Source organism: Sphingomonas sp. Root710 (assembly GCF_001429065.1).
In the GTDB taxonomy this organism is placed as follows: Bacteria; Pseudomonadota; Alphaproteobacteria; order Sphingomonadales; family Sphingomonadaceae; genus Rhizorhabdus.
Window position 1 is genome coordinate 935,465 of record NZ_LMIB01000001.1, and the last position, 17,942, is coordinate 953,406.

15 protein-coding genes are annotated in these 17,942 nt (G+C 65.6%); 8 read left to right on the forward strand and 7 right to left on the reverse strand.

The window, feature by feature from the left end; translation table 11 throughout:
- Window positions 1-172: 172 nt before the first annotated feature.
- Window positions 173-1,642 (reverse strand): leucyl aminopeptidase, encoded by a 1,470-nt coding sequence (locus ASE00_RS04330; protein ID WP_056377933.1) that lies wholly within the window; start codon window positions 1,640-1,642, stop codon window positions 173-175.
- Window positions 1,643-1,831: 189 nt separating this feature from the next.
- On the opposite strand from ASE00_RS04330, the gene ASE00_RS04335 reads away from it, so the two are divergent.
- From ASE00_RS04335 to rsmA, 4 genes are all read left to right on the forward strand, one after another.
- On the forward strand, window positions 1,832-4,081 hold the full coding sequence (locus ASE00_RS04335; RefSeq protein WP_200957871.1) for an LPS assembly protein LptD: 2,250 nt from the start codon (window positions 1,832-1,834) through the stop codon (window positions 4,079-4,081).
- Window positions 4,082-4,161: 80 nt separating this feature from the next.
- Complete coding sequence (locus tag ASE00_RS04340; protein WP_056377935.1) at window positions 4,162-5,496, forward strand: peptidylprolyl isomerase; 1,335 nt, start codon at window positions 4,162-4,164, stop codon at window positions 5,494-5,496.
- 4 nt (window positions 5,497-5,500) lie between these two features.
- Complete coding sequence (gene pdxA / locus ASE00_RS04345; RefSeq protein WP_056377936.1) at window positions 5,501-6,496, forward strand: 4-hydroxythreonine-4-phosphate dehydrogenase PdxA; 996 nt, start codon at window positions 5,501-5,503, stop codon at window positions 6,494-6,496.
- A complete protein-coding gene (rsmA, locus tag ASE00_RS04350) occupies window positions 6,493-7,323 on the forward strand; it encodes a 16S rRNA (adenine(1518)-N(6)/adenine(1519)-N(6))-dimethyltransferase RsmA (protein ID WP_056377937.1) in 831 nt (276 codons plus the stop codon). The genes pdxA and rsmA overlap by 4 nt, the downstream gene beginning before the upstream one ends.
- A gap of 40 nt (window positions 7,324-7,363) precedes the next feature.
- Here rsmA and ASE00_RS04355 read toward each other — a convergent pair whose 3' ends face one another.
- The 6 genes from ASE00_RS04355 to ASE00_RS04380 all read right to left on the reverse strand — a co-directional run bounded on the left by ASE00_RS04355 (window position 7,364) and on the right by ASE00_RS04380 (window position 14,020).
- Entirely contained in the window at window positions 7,364-7,894 is a 531-nt protein-coding gene (locus ASE00_RS04355) for a tetratricopeptide repeat protein (protein ID WP_056379305.1), read from the reverse strand.
- 35 nt (window positions 7,895-7,929) lie between these two features.
- Complete coding sequence (locus tag ASE00_RS04360; protein ID WP_056377938.1) at window positions 7,930-9,099, reverse strand: RsmB/NOP family class I SAM-dependent RNA methyltransferase; 1,170 nt, start codon at window positions 9,097-9,099, stop codon at window positions 7,930-7,932.
- Between the two features lie 6 nt (window positions 9,100-9,105).
- Window positions 9,106-10,563 carry an IMP dehydrogenase gene (gene guaB / locus ASE00_RS04365; protein WP_056377939.1) on the reverse strand — a complete coding sequence of 486 codons (1,458 nt, stop codon included), beginning with the start codon at window positions 10,561-10,563 and terminating at the stop codon, window positions 9,106-9,108.
- Between the two features lie 128 nt (window positions 10,564-10,691).
- Window positions 10,692-11,825, reverse strand: a complete 1,134-nt coding sequence (locus ASE00_RS04370; protein WP_056377940.1) for a GGDEF domain-containing protein — start codon at window positions 11,823-11,825, stop codon at window positions 10,692-10,694.
- A gap of 64 nt (window positions 11,826-11,889) precedes the next feature.
- Window positions 11,890-12,342 (reverse strand): hypothetical protein, encoded by a 453-nt coding sequence (locus ASE00_RS04375; protein WP_321164001.1) that lies wholly within the window; start codon window positions 12,340-12,342, stop codon window positions 11,890-11,892.
- A 79-nt stretch (window positions 12,343-12,421) separates the two neighbouring features.
- Entirely contained in the window at window positions 12,422-14,020 is a 1,599-nt protein-coding gene (locus ASE00_RS04380; protein WP_056377941.1) for a phosphoenolpyruvate carboxykinase, read from the reverse strand.
- Between the two features lie 251 nt (window positions 14,021-14,271).
- Here ASE00_RS04380 and ASE00_RS04385 point away from each other — a divergent pair, with 251 nt between their 5' ends.
- The 4 genes from ASE00_RS04385 to rapZ are packed head-to-tail and all read left to right on the forward strand — an operon-like array spanning window position 14,272 to window position 17,924.
- A complete protein-coding gene (locus tag ASE00_RS04385; RefSeq protein WP_056377942.1) occupies window positions 14,272-14,979 on the forward strand; it encodes a response regulator transcription factor in 708 nt (235 codons plus the stop codon).
- Window positions 14,966-16,555 carry a sensor histidine kinase gene (locus ASE00_RS04390; RefSeq protein ID WP_056377943.1) on the forward strand — a complete coding sequence of 530 codons (1,590 nt, stop codon included), beginning with the start codon at window positions 14,966-14,968 and terminating at the stop codon, window positions 16,553-16,555. The genes ASE00_RS04385 and ASE00_RS04390 overlap by 14 nt, the downstream gene beginning before the upstream one ends.
- Window positions 16,555-17,001 (forward strand): HPr kinase/phosphorylase, encoded by a 447-nt coding sequence (locus tag ASE00_RS04395; protein ID WP_056377944.1) that lies wholly within the window; start codon window positions 16,555-16,557, stop codon window positions 16,999-17,001. Before ASE00_RS04390 ends, ASE00_RS04395 begins: the two co-directional genes overlap by 1 nt.
- Window positions 16,998-17,924: an RNase adapter RapZ gene (rapZ, locus tag ASE00_RS04400; protein ID WP_056377945.1), complete on the forward strand. Its 927-nt coding sequence runs from the start codon at window positions 16,998-17,000 to the stop codon at window positions 17,922-17,924. Before ASE00_RS04395 ends, rapZ begins: the two co-directional genes overlap by 4 nt.
- Window positions 17,925-17,942 lie beyond the last annotated feature (18 nt).

Here is a 17,942-nt window from a genome sequence, read left to right on the forward strand (position 1 = left end):
AACGATGCTCCCCGGGGCCGGGTGGCCGCTCCGATCAGCGGGCCAGCCCGAAATCACCGCCGCTCTAGGCTTATGATCCGGCCGAAACAACCAAAAACATGAAAAGGGGCGAGCGATCGATATCGCCCACCCCTTCCAATATTTTTCAATAGCTTAAATTGAACAGTCGCTATTATTTCTCAACGGTATCGGCGATGAACCTGTCGAGCAAGCGCACGCCATAGCCGGTCGCGCCCTTGTCCCAGGTCGCGCCGGGCTTGGACGACCAGACCATGCCGGCGATGTCGAGATGCGCCCAGCGCACGCCATCGTCGATATAGCGCTTCAGGAATTGCGCCGCGGTGATCGAGCCGGCCTCGCGCGGACCCACATTCTTCATGTCGGCGATCGGCGAGTCGATCAGCTTGTCATAGGTGTCACCCAGCGGCATCCGCCACAGCTTGTCGCCGACCGAAGCGCCCGCCGACGCCAGTTCATCGGCCAGGCTGTCGTCATTCGCGAACATGCCGCCATATTCGTGGCCCAGGGTGATGATGATGGCGCCAGTCAGCGTCGCGAGGTCGATGATCGTCTTGGGGCTGTGGGTCTTCTGGACCCAGGTCAGCGCGTCGCACAGGACCAGACGGCCCTCGGCATCGGTGTTGATCACTTCGACCGTCTGGCCCGACATCGAGGTGACGACGTCACCGGGTCGCTGGGCATTTCCGTCGGGCATGTTCTCGACAAGGCCGCAGACACCGATAACGTGCGCCTTGGCCTTGCGCAGCGCCAATGCCTTCATCATCCCCGCGACTGCACCCGCGCCGCCCATGTCCCACTTCATGTCCTCCATGCCGCCGGCGGGCTTGATCGAGATACCGCCGGTGTCGAAGGTGACGCCCTTGCCGACGAGCGCGACCGGTGGCTCCGCACCGTTGGTGCCGTCCCAGGTCATGACGAGCAGTTGCGGCTCGCGTACCGAGCCCTGCGCCACGCCGAGCAACGCGCCCATGCCGAGCTCCGCCATCGCATCGCGGCCGAGGACTTCGATCTTCACGCCGAGATCGGCGAGCGGGCGGCAACGTTCGACGAAGCTTTCCGGATAGAGGATGTTCGCGGGCTCGGTGATCAGCGTGCGGGTGAACATCACCCCTTCGGCGACCGCCTCGCGGTCCTTCCACAGCCCTGCGGCGTCCGCACCGCCGCCGACGATGACGATCTCTTCCAGCGAGGGGCGCTGCTTGGCTTCCAGCTTCGTGCGATAGACGTCGTGCCGCCAGCTGCGCAGCACCGCGCCGAAGGCCAGCGAGGCCGCGGCTTCGGCGGGCTTGTCGCCCGCGACAGCCGCGATATCGACCACCAGCGTCTTTTCGCCCGATGTCAGCAGTCGGGCGGCCAGCGCCGCGCCTGCGCGCTCGTAATCATTCTTTGAGCCGATCCCCGCGAGCAGCAAACGGCGGTGCGCGGCGTCGCTCTCGCCGAAGAATTCGACGACGGCGCCGTTTTCGCCATCGAAGCGATTGGCCTGCGCCGCGGCCCGGGCAAGCGCCTGGGCAGGTTCGGAGAGGACCGCCAGACCGGCGCCACTGATCGTCGCGGGGGCCACGACGATCGCCAGCGCATGCGGCGCGGCGGGGCGGCTGTCGGCAAAGCTGATACGCATGTGTTGAATTTCCTTATTATCTTCGTGCGTCCCATCTAGGATGGCGATTTCCGTGCCGCAACGGTGCTGATGGGTGCTTCCCCGACGAAAGGGTAGGTGCCAGAGGATTGCAGCCCGGGGCCGGGTACGATAGGCGGCGCGAACGCGATGCGAAGGCCCGCTCGTTCACGCCCGTCATGTGGGCCCATCATGTGGGGTTGTGTGAAGAAGCCTATCCATTTCCTGCTGGCCGCCACCCTTCCCCTGCTCGGAACGGGCGCGCCGCTGCTCGCTCAGGATCTCGCGACGCCGCCGGCGGGCCCGCCGCTGCAGGGCGATGCACCCACCCCGGCCAATGAGGACGAGGTCACCTTCGCCGCCGACAGCCTGTCTTACGACGACCAGTCCGAGGTGGTGACCGCGACCGGCAATGTCCGGATGATGCGGCGTGGCGACCGGTTGCGCGCCGACAAAATATCCTGGGACCAGAAGAGCGGCGTGGTCCGCGCTGAAGGCAATGTCGCCGTGGTCAATTCGGGCAACGACACGCTCTATGGCGATTCGGTCGAGCTCACCGACTCCCTGCGCGACGGGGTGATCGAGAATCTGCTGATCGTGCTCAACGATGGCGGGCGGCTCGCCGCCGTCCATGGTGAGCGGCGGAACGGCGTCTCGACGCTCAACAAGGCTGTCTACACCCCCTGTGCGGTGATCGACAGCGACGGTTGTCCCAAGGAACCGATCTGGAAGATCAGTGCGGTCCGCGTCGTCCATGATCCGGTCAAGCACCGTATCAGCTATGACGGCGCACGGATCAGCTTCCTCGGCGCGCCGATCCTGTGGCTGCCGGGCCTATCGCATCCCGACGGCAGCTCTGGCGGCGGATCGGGCCTGCTGTTGCCGAACATTCAGTATAGCCGCACCAACGGGGCCGAGTTCAGCCTGCCCTATTATATCCAGCTCGCGCCCAACCGCGACCTGACGATCACTCCACATGTCTACACCAAGGTGCTGCCGGCGATCGAAGCGCAATATCGCGCGCTGACCGACAATGGCGCCTGGCAGGCGGCAGGCATGCTGACCTACAGCTCGCGTTTCTCCGCATCCGCCGCGGTGCCAAACCGCGACAAGGATATCCGCGGCTACATCGACGCTAATGGCCGCTTTCAGTTCGGCCCCTACTGGACACTGACGGGTTCGCTGCGCGGCGCGAGCGACCGCACCTTCCTGCGCCGCTACGACATTTCGCGCGACGACCGGCTGCGCAACCAGATCAATGCCGAGCGGATCACCGCCGACAGCTATCTGTCGATCAAGGGCTGGGCGGTGCAGACGTTGCGTACCAGCGATCCGCAGGGCCAGCAGCCCATTGCCCTGCCCGCCATCGATTTCCGCATGCGGATGACCGACCCGGTGGCGGGCGGGATCATCCAGCTCCAGGCCAATTCGCTGGCGCTGCTGCGCACCAACGGCCAGGATACCCAGCGTGCCTTTGCCGCCGCGCAATGGACGCTGCGCCGCTATACCGCGCTTGGCCAGGAAGTGACGCTGACGGCCTATGGCCGGGGCGACATCTATCATACCGATCAGGTCGGCCGGACAGCGACAGTCGCCTATCGCGGAGATCCGGGCTGGACAGCGCGCGGAATCGCCGCCCTCGCCGCCGACGTCCGCTGGCCGCTGATCGGCGCCTTCATGAGCGGATCGCAGCGGATCACCCCACGCGTCCAGATCGTAGCCAGCCCGAAAACGCGTAATCTGAGCCTGCCGAACGAGGACGCCCGTTCGATCGACCTTGAGGATTCCAATCTTTTCGCGCTTAATCGCTTCTCTGGCTACGATCGCTGGGAAGACGGCAGCCGGATCACCTATGGTGCGGAATGGGCTATCGATGTCCCCGGAATCGCTTTCAGCACGGTGGTCGGCCAGAGCTACCGCCTGACCGACAAGCCCAGCCTGTTGCCGGTTGGCACCGGCCTGTCCGACCGGCTGTCGGACATCGTCGGACGAACCACGCTGAAATATGGCCGCTTCCTGGAGTTCACCCACCGCTTCCGGCTCGACAAGGACAATTTCGCGATCCGCCGCAACGAAATCGACGCGACGATCGGCACCAGCAGGACCTATGCGACAGTCGGCTATCTGAAGCTGAACCGCAACATTACCGCCGGCATCGAGGATCTCCGCGACCGCGAGGAGGTCCGCCTCGGCGGCCGTATCCAGATCGCGCAATATTGGTCGATCTTCGGGTCGACCGTCGTCGACCTGACGAGCCGCAAGGAAGATCCACTCACGCTTTCAGATGGTTATCAGCCGATCCGTCATCGCCTGGGCGTGCTGTATGACGACGATTGCATCGAGCTGGGTGTCACCTGGCGGCGTGAATATGACGCGATCGGGGATGCCCGCCGGGGCAATACTTTCCTGTTGCGGCTGGCGCTCAAGAATTTGGGCCGCTAAGCGTGCGTTCAGCGGGCGCGTGACAGGAGACGCCCACTCCATATGATCGAGGATGTGATTAGGTGCGTGGAAGGAAGCTGATGCGGGGCAAGTTTCTCCTGTTTACCGTCGTGGGAACCATGGCTCTGTCCGCGCCGCTGATAGGCCAGACCGTGCCGAGCGACGACGAGGTTTCGGGCGGACTCAACATCCCCAAGGACATCACGATATTCGGCAACAAGGACCCCAATGTCCGTACCGCCACCGCGATCGTGAACGGCACGATCATCACCCAGACCGATGTCGATCAGCGCCTCGCCCTGGTGGTCGCCGCCAATGGCGGCCGCTTGCCCGAGGAGGAGAAGGAACGGCTGCGCCTCCAGGTGCTGCGCAACCTGATCGACGAAACGCTGCAGATTCAGGAAGCAGCAGCGCAAAAGATCGAAGTTTCGCGCGAAGAAGTGCAGCAGACCTTCGAGCGCGTCGCCGCCAATTTCAAGAAGACGCCCAAGGAGTTCAGCAAATTCCTCCGCGACCAGGGCGCCTCGGACACCTCGATCAAACGCCAGATCGAGGGCGAGGCCGCATGGCGGCGCGTGCTGAGCCGTCGGGTCGAACCCTTCGTCGCGGTCAGCGAGGAAGAGGTGAACGCGATCATTGCCCGCCTCAACGCCTCCAAGGGCGCCAATGAATATCATGTCGGCGAGATATTCCTGTCGGCGACGCCGGAAACGATGGGCGAGGCGCAGGCCAATGCCGAACGGATCATCGACCAGATCCGCAAGGGCGCGTCCTTCCCGGCCTATGCCCGCCAATTCTCGGAAGCCTCGACCGCGGCGGTCGGTGGTGACCTCGGCTGGGTCCGTGCGGAACAGCTTCCCGAACAGCTTTCGGCGACGCTGACCCAGCTCAATTCCGGCCAGATCAGCCAGCCCATCGCCGTACCCGGCGGCTATTCGATCATCGTCCTGATCGACAAGCGCCAAGTGCTCGGCACCGACCCGCGTGACGCGCAGCTGTCGCTGAAGCAGCTGACCATCGCCTTCCCGGCGGGCATGACACAGGCGCAGGCCACGCCGAAAGTGGAGGCCTTCGCGAAGGCGCTGCAGACCATCCAGGGTTGCGGCACCGCCAACGACATCGCGGCCAAGGTGGGCGCCGACGTCGTCCAGAACGACGCGATGAAAATCCGCGACTTGCCCCCGCAGTTGCAGGACGTGATGCTGAATCTTCAGGTCGGCCAGGCGACGCCGCCCTTCGGATCGCTGACCGATGGCGTTCGCGCGCTGGTGCTGTGCGGCCGCGACGATCCGCCGCCGACCGCCGGCCCGTCATTCGAACAGATCCAGTCACAGATCGAGCAAGAACGCGTGAATCGCCGCGCCCAGCGCTATCTGCGCGACCTTCGCCGCGACGCGGTGATCGAGTATCGATGAAGCGATGGAGATAAGCCCGCTCGCCATAGCCTTGGGCGACCCCGCCGGAATTGGCCCGGAGATCGTTGCCAAGGCATGGGACGCGCGTGAGCAGCACGGGCTGTCTCCCTTCTTCGCTGTCGGCGATCAGCGCTCGATCGAGGCGGTCTGGCCTGGGCCGATCCAGCTGATCAACAGCCCCGACGAAGCGTCCGCATGCTTCGGGCAAGCGCTGCCGCTGATACAGATCGTCGACACCGGCGTGATCATTCCTGGCGAACCCGATCTGGCCGGCGCGCGTTGCGCGCTCGATTCGCTCGAACTGGCCGCCGGTCTCGCTCGATCGCCGATGGTCGGCGGTCTCGTGACCGCGCCGGTCGCCAAGGCGCAACTCTATGCGATCGGTTTCGCGCATCCCGGCCAGACAGAGTTCGTCGCCGAGCGCTGCGGGATCGCGGCGTCCAATGCCGTGATGATGCTCGCCGGCCCCAGCCTGCGGGCCGTTCCGATCACAACCCATATGCCGCTGCGCGATGTCTCCGACTATGTAACCATCGATCTGATTCTGGCAAAGGCGCGTGCGACCGAACGCGGCCTGGCGAAGAATTTCGGGATCGAGCGGCCGCGCCTCGCCATTGCCGGCTTCAACCCGCATGCCGGCGAACAAGGCGCGATCGGACGCGAGGAGATCGAGCTGATCATTCCCGCGGTCGAGATTCTGCAGGCCGAAGGGGTCGACATCGTCGGGCCGCTGGCCGCCGACACCATGTTCCATCCCCGCGCTCGCGCCCAATATGATTGCGCGCTGTGCCTCTATCATGATCAGGCGCTGATTCCGCTGAAAACGCTGCATTTCGATGAAGGCGTCAACATGACCCTGGGCCTGCCGATCGTGCGCACCGCGCCCGACCACGGCACCGCCTTCGCCATTGCGGGGCGGAACGAGGCAAATCCCGGCGCGATGATCGCCGCCATCGCGCTCGCCGGCGAAGCCGCGCGGAACCGCCTCATCCACGCATGAGCGGAGCATTGCCGGACCTGCCGCCGCTGCGCGAGGTGATCGCGCGCCACGGCCTCAGCGCCAACAAGGCACTTGGCCAGAACTTCCTGCTCGACGGCCAGCTGCTCGACCGGATTGCCCGTGTTCCCGGCGATCTGTCAGGACAAACCGTCTACGAAGTCGGACCGGGTCCCGGCGGGCTCACCCGTGCCCTGCTCGGCGCCGGTGCGAAGGTCGTCGCTGTCGAGCGCGACGACCGCTGCATGGCCGCGCTCGCGGAACTCAACCAGGCGTCGGGCGGTCGGCTGCGCGTCATAGCCGCCGATGCGATGAAGATCGACGAACGCGCCGAAGCGGGCGACGGCGCGCATATTGCCTCCAATCTACCCTATAATGTCGGTACCGCGCTGTTCGTGCGCTGGATGACGCTCGATGCCTGGCCTCCCTGGTGGCGGTCGCTGACGTTGATGTTCCAGAGGGAAGTCGCCGAACGGATTGTCGCCAAGCCGGGCACCGCCGCTTATGGGCGGCTCGCGGTGCTGGCACAGTGGCGCGCCAGGCCTGTGATCGCGATGAACGTCCACCGCTCGGCCTTCGTGCCGCCGCCGAAGGTGATGTCGGCTATCGTCCATGTCGTGCCCGGCGAACAGCCAGAGGGTATTTCGATCGGCATTATCGAGGCCCTCACCGCCGCCGCCTTCGGCCAGCGGCGCAAGATGCTGCGGCAGAGCCTGAAGGGCGTGAAGGGCGCGGTCGAGACGCTGGCCATCGTCGGGATCGATCCCGAACGGCGCGCGGAAACGCTGTCCGTCGACGAGTTCGTCGCGCTGGGACGCGCGCTGACCTGATACCCTTCTGCGCCCGGCGCTGGGTGGATTTCAAGGAATCCTATTTCTGACCGGCGGTGCTCTTTTCCTCGCCCTTCAGCGGGACCTTGTCGCTGTTCTGCGCGGCGACGACGGCGGGCGGCGGGCCCTTGGCGATCGCGGCGGCCAGCTGGGTCGCCGGGGCGCACTCATTCTTGCACAGCGCCTTGACCCGCGCGAGGTTGGCGCGGGCCCGTTCGACGGCGCCCTTCTGGACCATCGCCTCGCCTTGCGCCGACAATGCGGTGACGTCGTTCGGCTCGAGCGACAGCGCCTCGAAATACATACGGATCGCCTTGCCGGGCAGCTGCTGCGCCTGGGCGACGCGGCCCAGCGCGACGAACGCGCCGCGGTTGCGCGGATCGATCGCCAGCGCGGTTTCCAGCGCGTCATTGGCCTCGGCCAGATTGCCGGCCTTCAGCGCGGCCTGCCCCTGCGCCAGCAGCGCGAGGGATTTGGGGTTGATCTGATCGTCGGCCTTCTGGCCGTTAACCCCGCTCGACACCGCCAACAGGGTCAGCGACAAAGCAATCGCAACAGGCGAAAAACGCATCAACATCTCCACAACAGAAGCATGGCGCCCTTCTATCATGCGCGGTGGAACCTGGCGACGAAAAAGCCGTCGGTGCCGTCATGGGCGGGGCTCAGCAGCTTGCCGGGGCCAAGATAGCGCCCGGCAGTAAAGATATCCCTGTCGGGCGTGAAACCAATGCTGCGCGCCAGGAAAGCGGCCGCCTGGCCCGCGCCTTCTTCCTCCAGCAGCGAGCAGACGGCATAGACGAGCGCGCCGCCGGGCTTGACCAGATTACCGGCGATATCGAGCAGCCGCGCCTGTGTTTCGACCAGTTTGGCGAGACGATCGGGCGTTAGCCGCCACCGTGCCTCTGGATTGCGCCGCCATGTGCCGGTGCCCGAACAGGGTGCATCAACCAGCACGACATCGCAGGATTGCGCGAGGTCGCCGAGCACCGCCGCCTCGCGGCCCGGGTCGAGCAGCAGCGTCTCGATGAAACCCGCATCGACCCGCTGGGCGCGCGGGGCCAGACGCGACAGCCGCGCGCGGTTGGTGTCGGTAGCGATCAGGCGCCCCTCGCCCGCCATCGCATCGGCCAGCGCCAGCGTCTTGCCTCCCGCCCCCGCGCACAGATCGAGTACGGTCATGCCGGGGCGTGCGCGGGCCGCCAGTGCGATCAGCTGACTGCCTTCATCCTGTATCTCGATCAGCCCGTCGAGCCATGGCTGGGTCGCCTCGACCGCGCTGCCCTCGGGCAGGCGCAGGCCATGAGGCACATGCGGCGTCGGGACCGCATCGGGCAACATCGCGGCGACGGTATCGCGGTCGGCCTTGCGGCTGTTGACGCGAATGTCGAGCGGCGCCCGTTCGAGCAGGGCGGCATGTTCGGCACGGTCGATCTGCTTGGCGAGCCAGCGCGGCAACACACCGGATTTGGTCGCGGCCTCCTCGTTGGTGATCGGCGCGGGCGTGTGCGGCGATCCGTCAAATGCCGCCGCGAGTTCCTTATCCTCACGCGCCAGACCGACCAGCGCCGCCCGGCCATGTGCGGGCGGATCGCCGGCGCGACGGATCGCGCGATAAACCAGATCGCGGATCGCGCGGCGATCCTTCGATCCGGCATAGCGCCGCGTTTTGAAATAGCGGGCGATCAGCGTGTCGGCCGCGGCGCCGCCATCCCGCGCGGCAACGATGATCTCGTCGAGCAGCTCTATCGCGGCCTGCGCGCGCCCTCCGGGCGTCATTACGCCCTACCGGGTGGGGTAATTGGGCGCCTCGCGGGTGATCGATACATCGTGAACATGGCTTTCCTGGAGGCCCGCATTGGTGATGCGAACGAATTTGGCGCGCTTCTGGAGATCGGGGATCGTCTTTGATCCGGTATAGCCCATAGCAGCCTTCACGCCGCCGACCAGCTGGTGAATCACGTCGCGCGCCGGGCCCTTATAGGCGACCTGTCCTTCGATGCCTTCGGGAACCAGCTTCATCTGGTCCTTGATGTCCTGCTGGAAATAGCGATCCGCCGAACCGCGCGCCATCGCACCGACCGAACCCATGCCGCGATAGCTCTTATAGGCGCGCCCCTGATACAGGAAGGTTTCGCCCGGCGCTTCCTCGGTGCCCGCGAGCAGCGATCCGACCATGACGCAACCGGCCCCGGCAGCCAGCGCCTTAGCCAAATCCCCCGAGGTGCGCAGACCGCCGTCGGCGATCACGGGAATGCCCGACTTCGCCGCTTCGGCCGCCGATTCCATAACCGCGCTGAGCTGCGGCACGCCGACCCCTGCGACGACGCGCGTGGTACAGATCGAGCCCGGCCCGATGCCGACCTTGATCCCGTCCGCGCCGGCGTCGATCAGCGCGCGGGTCGCCTCGGCGGTCGCGACGTTCCCGGCAATGACCTGAACCGAATTGGACAGGCGCTTCACCCGCTCGACTGCGCGCGCGACATCCTTGTTATGGCCGTGCGCGGTATCGATCACGATCAGATCGCATTCGGCATCGATCAGCGCCTCGGTGCGCTCGAAGCCCTTATCGCCGACCGTTGTAGCAGCCGCTACACGCAACCTGCCGCTGGCGTCCTTGGTCGCCGACGGATAGTTCACCGCCTTCTCGATATCCTTGACGGTGATCAGGCCGACGCAGCGATAATCGTCATCGACCACCAGCAGCTTCTCGATCCGGCGCTGGTGCAGCGTGCGCCGCGCCTCTTCCTGCGAGACGCCGGTGCGGACGACCGCGAGGTTCTGGCTGGTCATAAGTTCGGCGACGGGCTGGTTGGGATTTTCCGCGAAGCGGACGTCGCGGTTGGTGAGGATGCCCAGCAGCTTACCGTCAGCCTGGACCACGGGGATGCCCGATATCCGGTTCCGGGCCATGAGTTCGAGCGCTTCGGACAAGGTCTGTTCGGGGCGCATCGTGATCGGATTGACCACCATGCCGGATTCGAAGCGCTTCACCGCGCGGATCGCGGCGGCCTGCTCTTCGACCGTCAGGTTGCGGTGAAGCACGCCGAGCCCGCCGAGCTGCGCCATCACGATCGCCATGTCGGCTTCGGTGACGGTGTCCATCGCCGAGGACAGGATCGGGATGTTGAGCCGGATCGACTTGGTTACCTGGGTGGCGGTGTCCGCCTGGCTCGGCAACACGTCCGATTCGCCGGGCCGGAGGAGCACGTCGTCGAAGGTGAGGCCGAGGCTGATGTCCATGAAGTCGAATCCCCGCGAGGTGATAAAGGATTCGAGGCCATATATGTCGGCGCGCGGCGAACCGCTAGTGCGGTTGAAACATAAACGTCGCCCCGGCCCGCACCTGCGGACCGGGGCGACGGCAATCCTCAATCTTCGCCGTGAATGATCACCCGGTTCCGGCCGCTGTTCTTGGCGTTGTACAGCGCCTCGTCCGCGCGGCGGAGCATCTCTCCGTCCCCTTCTCCCGGCAGCAGCTGCGCCACGCCCGCCGAGAAGGTGACGGTGCCGAGCGGCTCGCCCGTGGTCTTGGACACGAGATGGCGGCCCGACAGTTCGTCGCGGATCTCGTCGACGCGCATTGCGGCGCGGCGCGCCATGATGCCGTCGAACAGGATCAGGAACTCCTCGCCGCCGAAGCGGCCGACATAGGCGTCCTCGCCCGCGCCTTCGGACAGCGCGTCGGCGACCATCTTGAGGATCCGATCGCCGGTATCGTGGCCATGATTATCGTTGATCGACTTGAAGTGATCGATATCGCAGAAGGCGACCGACAGCGGCGTGCCCTCGGCGGCAGCCTGCGCCATCGCGCGGGCGAGGCGCGACTGGAAGGCGCGGCGGTTGGCCAGGCCGGTCAGCGGATCGCTCTCGGCCACGGCCTGCGCTTCGGCGAGGTCGTCCTGCAGCGATTCCATCTGCGAACCCATTTCGGCGAGGCGGCGCTCGGCGTCCTGGGTCTTGTCGATCATCGTGCGCGTCAGCTCGACCATCAGGCCGAGCGCGCGGGTCGCGGATTCGCCGCCGGCGTCCATCGCCGCCGCTCCCTTGTCGAGGGCGCTGCCATAGGCCTTGGCGTCGGTGCGCGACTGGCCGACCAGGCTCGCGGCCAGCGTCATGCTCTGGTGCGCCTGATCGATCAGCTTCTCGACGAGTTCGGACGAGACCTGATTGGCCGCTTCCTGCGTAATCTCCTCGGCCACGTCGGGACGCAATATGCCGTCCCGTGCGATGGCCGCATCGACGGCGATCACCAGTGCGGGATCATTGCCACCCAGATATTGATAGGCGAGGTCATAGTTGACCGGGGTCGGATCGAGCCGCTGCGCCTTCAGGAAACCGCCGATCCGGGTGAAAAGATCGGTCGTCGGGGCTGGTTCATGCAGGATCGCCGGCGCCACAGGCGCAGCAGGCGCAACAGCGGCAGGCTCGGCCGTGCGGCCAAGCAGCGTGTCCAGGCTCCAGCCCTTACGGCCGGCGGAAGAAGGAGGCTTCGATTCGAACATGACACCCGCTCAGAGAAGTTCACGACCGGGCATAGGCTTTTGGTCTTAATTTTCAGTAGAGCGATCATGGTAAAGATTTGATGTCCGGCGCGACCCGATCGCGCCGCGCGTCGACCGAGAACAGCAGGTCCCGGCTGTAGAAGCGCAGCGGCCAATCACGCTGTCCTTCGTCGGTTTCCAGCAGACCGTTGACCCGCTCCACCAATGCTCGCGATTCACAGCGCGCGAGCCAGTTGCGGACGCCCGCGATGAAGCAATGGGTTATCGTGTCGTGGTAACCGCCATGATCATCATTAACCCCGCCAACCGCTTCGTTATAGCCGCTGATGATGGCGCGCATATCACGATCCGGATCGATATCCGGACGTTCGGTAACTATCCACAGGCAGGCGGCGAGGTGCGCCTCGTGCGTCCAATCTTCCTTCGGCAGGCTGCGGTCGAGCAGGCCGCGTCCGATGTGGCGTATGGCATCGTCGTCCGCGAACAGCCGCGGTCCTTCTTCATTGGTCATCTTCATTCCCCCAAAATAGAAGAAGGGCGCCCCTGCCGAAGCCGGGGCGCCCTCCTGAAAGCCGTGAGGCCTTTCGAGAGTTACATCAGGCTGCCTTCGGGGCCGCCTGACGAACGCCTTCGTCGACATGATCCGCGAATTGCGCGAAATTCTCGATGAACTGGCCGACCAGCTTCTGGGCGGTCGCGTCATAATCGGCCTTGTCGGCCCAGGTTTCGCGCGGCTGCAGGATCTTGCTGTCGACGCCCGGCACCGCCAGCGGTACGCGGAAGCCGAAGTTCGGATCGACGACGAACTCCGCGTCGTTGAGGCTGCCGTCGAGCGCGGCGTTCAGCAGTGCGCGGGTCGCCTTGATCGGCATGCGGCTGCCAACGCCATATTTGCCGCCCGTCCAGCCCGTGTTGACCAGCCAGCAATCCACCCCGCCCTTGGCGATCCGCTCCTTGAGCAGGTTGCCGTAGACCGAGGGGTGGCGCGGCATGAACGGCGCGCCGAAGCAGGTCGAGAAGGTCGCCGAGGGCTCGGTGACGCCGATCTCGGTGCCAGCCACGCGCGCGGTGTAGCCCGAGAGGAAGTGGTACATCGCCTGATCCGGGGTCAGCTTCGCAATCGGCGGCAGCACGCCATAGGCGTCGGCGGTCAGGAAGATGATGTTCTTCGGGACCGGCCCCAGATTGTCCTTCGACGCATTCGGAATGAAATCGATCGGATAGGAACCGCGGCTGTTCTCCGCCAGGCTGTTGTCGTTGAAGTCGAGCTCGCGGGTCTCAGGGTCCATCACGACATTTTCGAGGACCGTGCCGAAACGCTTCGACGTCGCGTAGATCTCGGGCTCGGCCTCGGGCGAAAGGTTGATCATCTTCGCATAGCAACCGCCTTCGAAGTTGAAGACCGCCTCGTCCGACCAGCCATGCTCGTCATCGCCGATCAGCGTGCGGCTGGCGTCGGCCGACAGCGTCGTCTTGCCGGTGCCCGACAGACCGAAGAAGACGGCAGTGTCACCGTTCGGGCCGATATTGGCCGAGCAATGCATCGGCATGACGCCCGCGACCGGCAGCTTGTAGTTGAGGATGCCAAACACCGACTTCTTCATCTCGCCGGCATAGCGGGTGCCGCCGATCAGGATCAGCTTCTCGGTGAAGTTCACGGCGATCACGGTCTCGCTGCGGCAGCCATGGCGCGCCGGATCGGCGACGAAGGTCGGCAGGTCGATGATCGTGAACTCAGGCATGAAGCCGGCCAGCTCGCTCGCCTCGGGACGGACCAGCAACGTGCGGATGAACAGGCTGTGCCAGGCGAGTTCGGTGACGACGCGGACGTTGACCCGGTGGGCGGGCTGCGAGCCGCCGAACAGATCCTGGACGAACAGCGTGTCCTTCGTGTTCAGATGCGCGAAAAAGTCCGCCTTGAGGGCCGCAAACTGCTCGGGCGTCATACTCTTGTTGGTCTTGCCCCACCAGATCGAGTTCTCGGTCTCGGCGTCGCGGACGAAGAATTTGTCATTGGCCGACCGGCCGGTGTGCGCGCCGGTCTTGACGACCAGCGGACCGTCCTTGGCGAGCAGGCCTTCGCCACGCTGCACGGCCAGCTCGACGAGCGGCGCGGTTCCAAGATTCCAGTGAAGGTCGGCGCCGACATCGATTCCCTGTTTATCGAGGCCAAAGGCGGGCGTGAGCTGAGGCACGTTATTCTCCTATTCGGGTGAGCCCCCCGGTTTCGGGAGTGCACTCCTAATGTTAGCCCGAGCGGAGCCCCCGACCGCGCGGGAGCTTCCTTCGTGCCTTTATCTTTCCCATCGCGCATAGTTTCAAAGGCGGGGATCGTAAAGGGGTGCGGAGCAAGGTTGAACGGGCCCGGGGGCTGCGCTAGGCAGGACGCACAATTTTCGGGCCATGGCGTGACGGCCATAATCTAAGCAGGAGGCCTTCCGGTCCCATGACGCCCACGATCGCGCTGGTCGATGACGATCGCAACATTCTGACTTCCGTATCGATCGCGCTCCAGTCCGAAGGTTTCACCGTACGGGTCTATTCCGACGGGGAAGCCGCACTGAAAGCGCTGCTGGACAATCCCCCGGACCTTGCGGTGCTCGACATCAAGATGCCGCGCATGGACGGGATGGAGCTGCTGCGCCGGCTGCGCGAGAAAAGCAGCGTTCCCACCATCTTCCTGACATCTAAGGATGATGAGCTTGACGAGGCGCTCGGCCTGGCGATGGGCGCGGACGACTATATCACCAAGCCGTTTTCGCAGCGTCTGCTGATCGCCCGTATTCGCGCGATCCTGCGGCGCACCGAGGCGCGCGCGCAGAATGACGACCAGCCCGACGCGCCACCCGCCGAAAAGATCGTGCGCGGGCGTCTGGCGATGGACCCCGCCCGCCACCGCGTACAGTGGAACGGGCAGGACGTGACGCTGACCGTCACCGAATTCCTGATACTCGAAGCGCTCGCGCAGCGCCCGGGCTTCGTCAAATCGCGCGATCAGCTGATGGACACCGCCTATCAGGACGATGTCTATGTCGACGACCGCACGATCGACAGCCACATCAAGCGGCTTCGCCGCAAGTTCCGCCAGGTCGATTCCGACTTCAAGGCGATCGAGACGCTGTACGGTGTGGGATACCGCTTTGCCGAGGAATGACAGCGCCCTCGGCACGCCCGAGGCGGCCGCGCGCACATCGCTCACCACCCGGATCCTCGCGGTCAACATCTTCGCGCTGGCCATGCTGGCGGGAGGCTTCTTCTATCTCGACAGCTATCGCTCGCAGCTAATCGACGCCCGTCTCGACGAGACAGCGACCCAGACGCGGCTGATCGCCGAGGCTTATTCGGTGACGCCTCCGGCGGGCCGGCCTGCGCTGTTGGCGAAGTTCGGCCTGCTCACCGACACGAGGCTGCGCGTCTATCACTACTCCGATCCCGCCGCGCCGCCCGCGGAGATCAAACGGGCCTTCGACAGCTGGTCGCTATCGGGTGCGACCTATCAGCTGCGCGACCCCAGCCAGGAAGAATGGCAGAAGCGCGTCGCCCGCTTTCTCGACCGGTCGATCGATGTCATCGTCGCCGCCGATCGCCCGACCGACTATCACGAGCCCGACGTCGACACCCTCGCCGCCTGGCCGCAGGCGCTCACGGCGCTGCACGATCGCAACATGGTGACCGCTGTCCAACGCGCGCCTGACCGGACGCCAATGATCATCGCCGCAATCGACGTGCGCGGGACAAACGGCGGCGGCAACGTCCTGCTGTCGACCGAGAACCAGCGCGACATCACCCGTATCGTTCGCGCCGAACGGCTACGGCTCGGCGTCGTGCTGCTCATCGTCGTGCTCGTCTCGGTCAGCCTCTCGCTGTTCCTCGCGCGTACCATCGTCCGTCCGTTGCGCCGCCTGGCCCTGGCCGCCCATCGCGTCCGTCTCGGCCGGGCACGCGAGGTGCAGGTGCCCCGCCTCCCCGAACGCCGTGACGAGATCGGCACGCTGGCGCGCGCGCTGTCCGACATGAGCTTCGCGATCCGCCAGCGGATCGACGCGACCGAAGCCTTCGCTGCCGACGTTACCCACGAACTCAAGAACCCCCTCGCCTCGCTGCGCTCGGCCGTCGACAGCCTGGGACTGGTCACCGATCCAGCGCTCCAGAAGCAACTGATCGACGTCATTCGCGACGATGTCGGCCGGCTCGACCGGCTGATAACCGACATTGCCGAAGCGTCGCGCGTCGACGCCGAACTGGCGCGCGCGCGCTTCGAGTCTATAGACCTCGGCATCATGATCGAAGGCCTGCTGGCGACGCGCGAAGACCGCGGCCGCAATGGCCAGGTGCGCGTTGCCTTCGCCCGGCCGCATCGCGGCACGGCGGTCGTGTTCGGCGACGGTTCGCGTCTGACCCGCGTCATCGAGAATCTCGTGGAAAATGCGGTCTCCTTCTCGCCGCCGGGCGGCCTCGTTCAGGTTGCGGCCACCCGCGATGGCGATGATGTGGTGATCCGGGTGGAGGATGAAGGCCCCGGCGTTCCGCCCGAGGCGCGCGAGGCGATCTTCAATCGCTTTCACAGCGACCGCCCGGAGAGCGAGGAGTTCGGCCGTCACAGCGGCCTCGGTCTCGCCATCGCAAAGGCTATCGTCGAGGGACATCATGGCACGATCATCGCAACTGACCGGGACAATGCTCCCTCAGGCGCGAAATTCGTGATCCGCCTCCCCGCCTGGAGCCGATGATGGCCGCCGTCCCGCTGGCCAGCCCGCTCCATGCCACCAGCGTGATGATCAGCGGACGGGTGCTGCTTCTCACCGGCGGGTCGGGGTGCGGCAAATCCGATCTCGCGCTCCGGCTGATCGATCGCGGGGCGCTGCTCGTCTCCGACGATTACACCGATCTCTCGACGCGCGACGGCGTTCTTTACGCAAGCCCGCCCGCGCGGATTGCGGGTCAGATGGAGGTTCGCGGGATCGGGATCGTCGACATGGCCTTTGCCGGCGAAGGGCCGGTGGCGCTGATCCTCGATCTGGACCGCGCGCCCGATCGCATGCCCGACACCCCCTTGCCCATGACGCCGCTGTGCGGCGTGGACATCCCCGTGATCGCGTTCGCCGCGCTCGAAGCCTCATCGGCGATCAAGGCGGAGCAGGCGCTGCTTCGTCATGGCCTTGGAGGGACGACATGACCAGCAAGCCGGGCCCGCGGCGCATCCTGTTCGTCACCGGCCTGTCGGGCTCGGGCAAGAAGACGGCGCTCAAGGCGCTGGAGGACATGGGCTGGGAGACCGTCGACAACCTGCCGGTGTCGCTGCTCGACCGCCTCCTCGCCGCCAGCCCGCCCGAGGGCAGCCGGGACGACGAGCGGCCTCTGGCGCTCGGCATCGACAGCCGCACCCGGGGTTTCGACAGCCGCGAGCTCGTCCGCCGCGCGCAGTCGCTGCGCGACGGTGGGCGCGACACGTCGATCCTGTTCCTCGATGCGTCGGGTGCGGAGCTTACCCGGCGCTATTCGGAAACCCGCAGCCGGCACCCGATGGCGCAGGACCGCCAGATCGAGGATGGCATCACCCTGGAGCGCGAACTGCTCGCGCCGTTACGCGCGGCCGCCGACGACCTGATCGACACGACGGGACGCGCCACCAACGATCTGCAGGCCCTGTTGCGTGAGCGGTTCGGCGAATCGGCGAACACCGGTATCACCCTGACGGTGATGTCCTTCGCCTTCTCGCGCGGCGTCCCGCGTGAAGCCGACCTGATGTTCGACATGCGCTTCCTGCGCAATCCGCATTGGGATCCGGCGCTGCGTTCCCTGACCGGGCTGGATCCGGCCGTCGCCGCCTATATCGCCGCCGATCCGGCCTATGCCGAGGCTTCGGCGCGGATAAGCGGGCTGATCACGCTGCTGCTGCCGCGCTATGACGCCGAGGGCAAAAACTATATTACGGTCGCGGTGGGCTGCACCGGCGGCAAGCATCGATCGGTGCATTTCGCCGAAAGCCTAGCAAGCCAGTTGCGCGAGGCGGGATTTTCGCCCACGGTCCGGCACCGCGATTTGACTCAGGCGAAGTCGAACGCTCGGGAGAGCACCGTGCCAGGCGTAGGATCATGACCGTTGGATTGTTAGTCG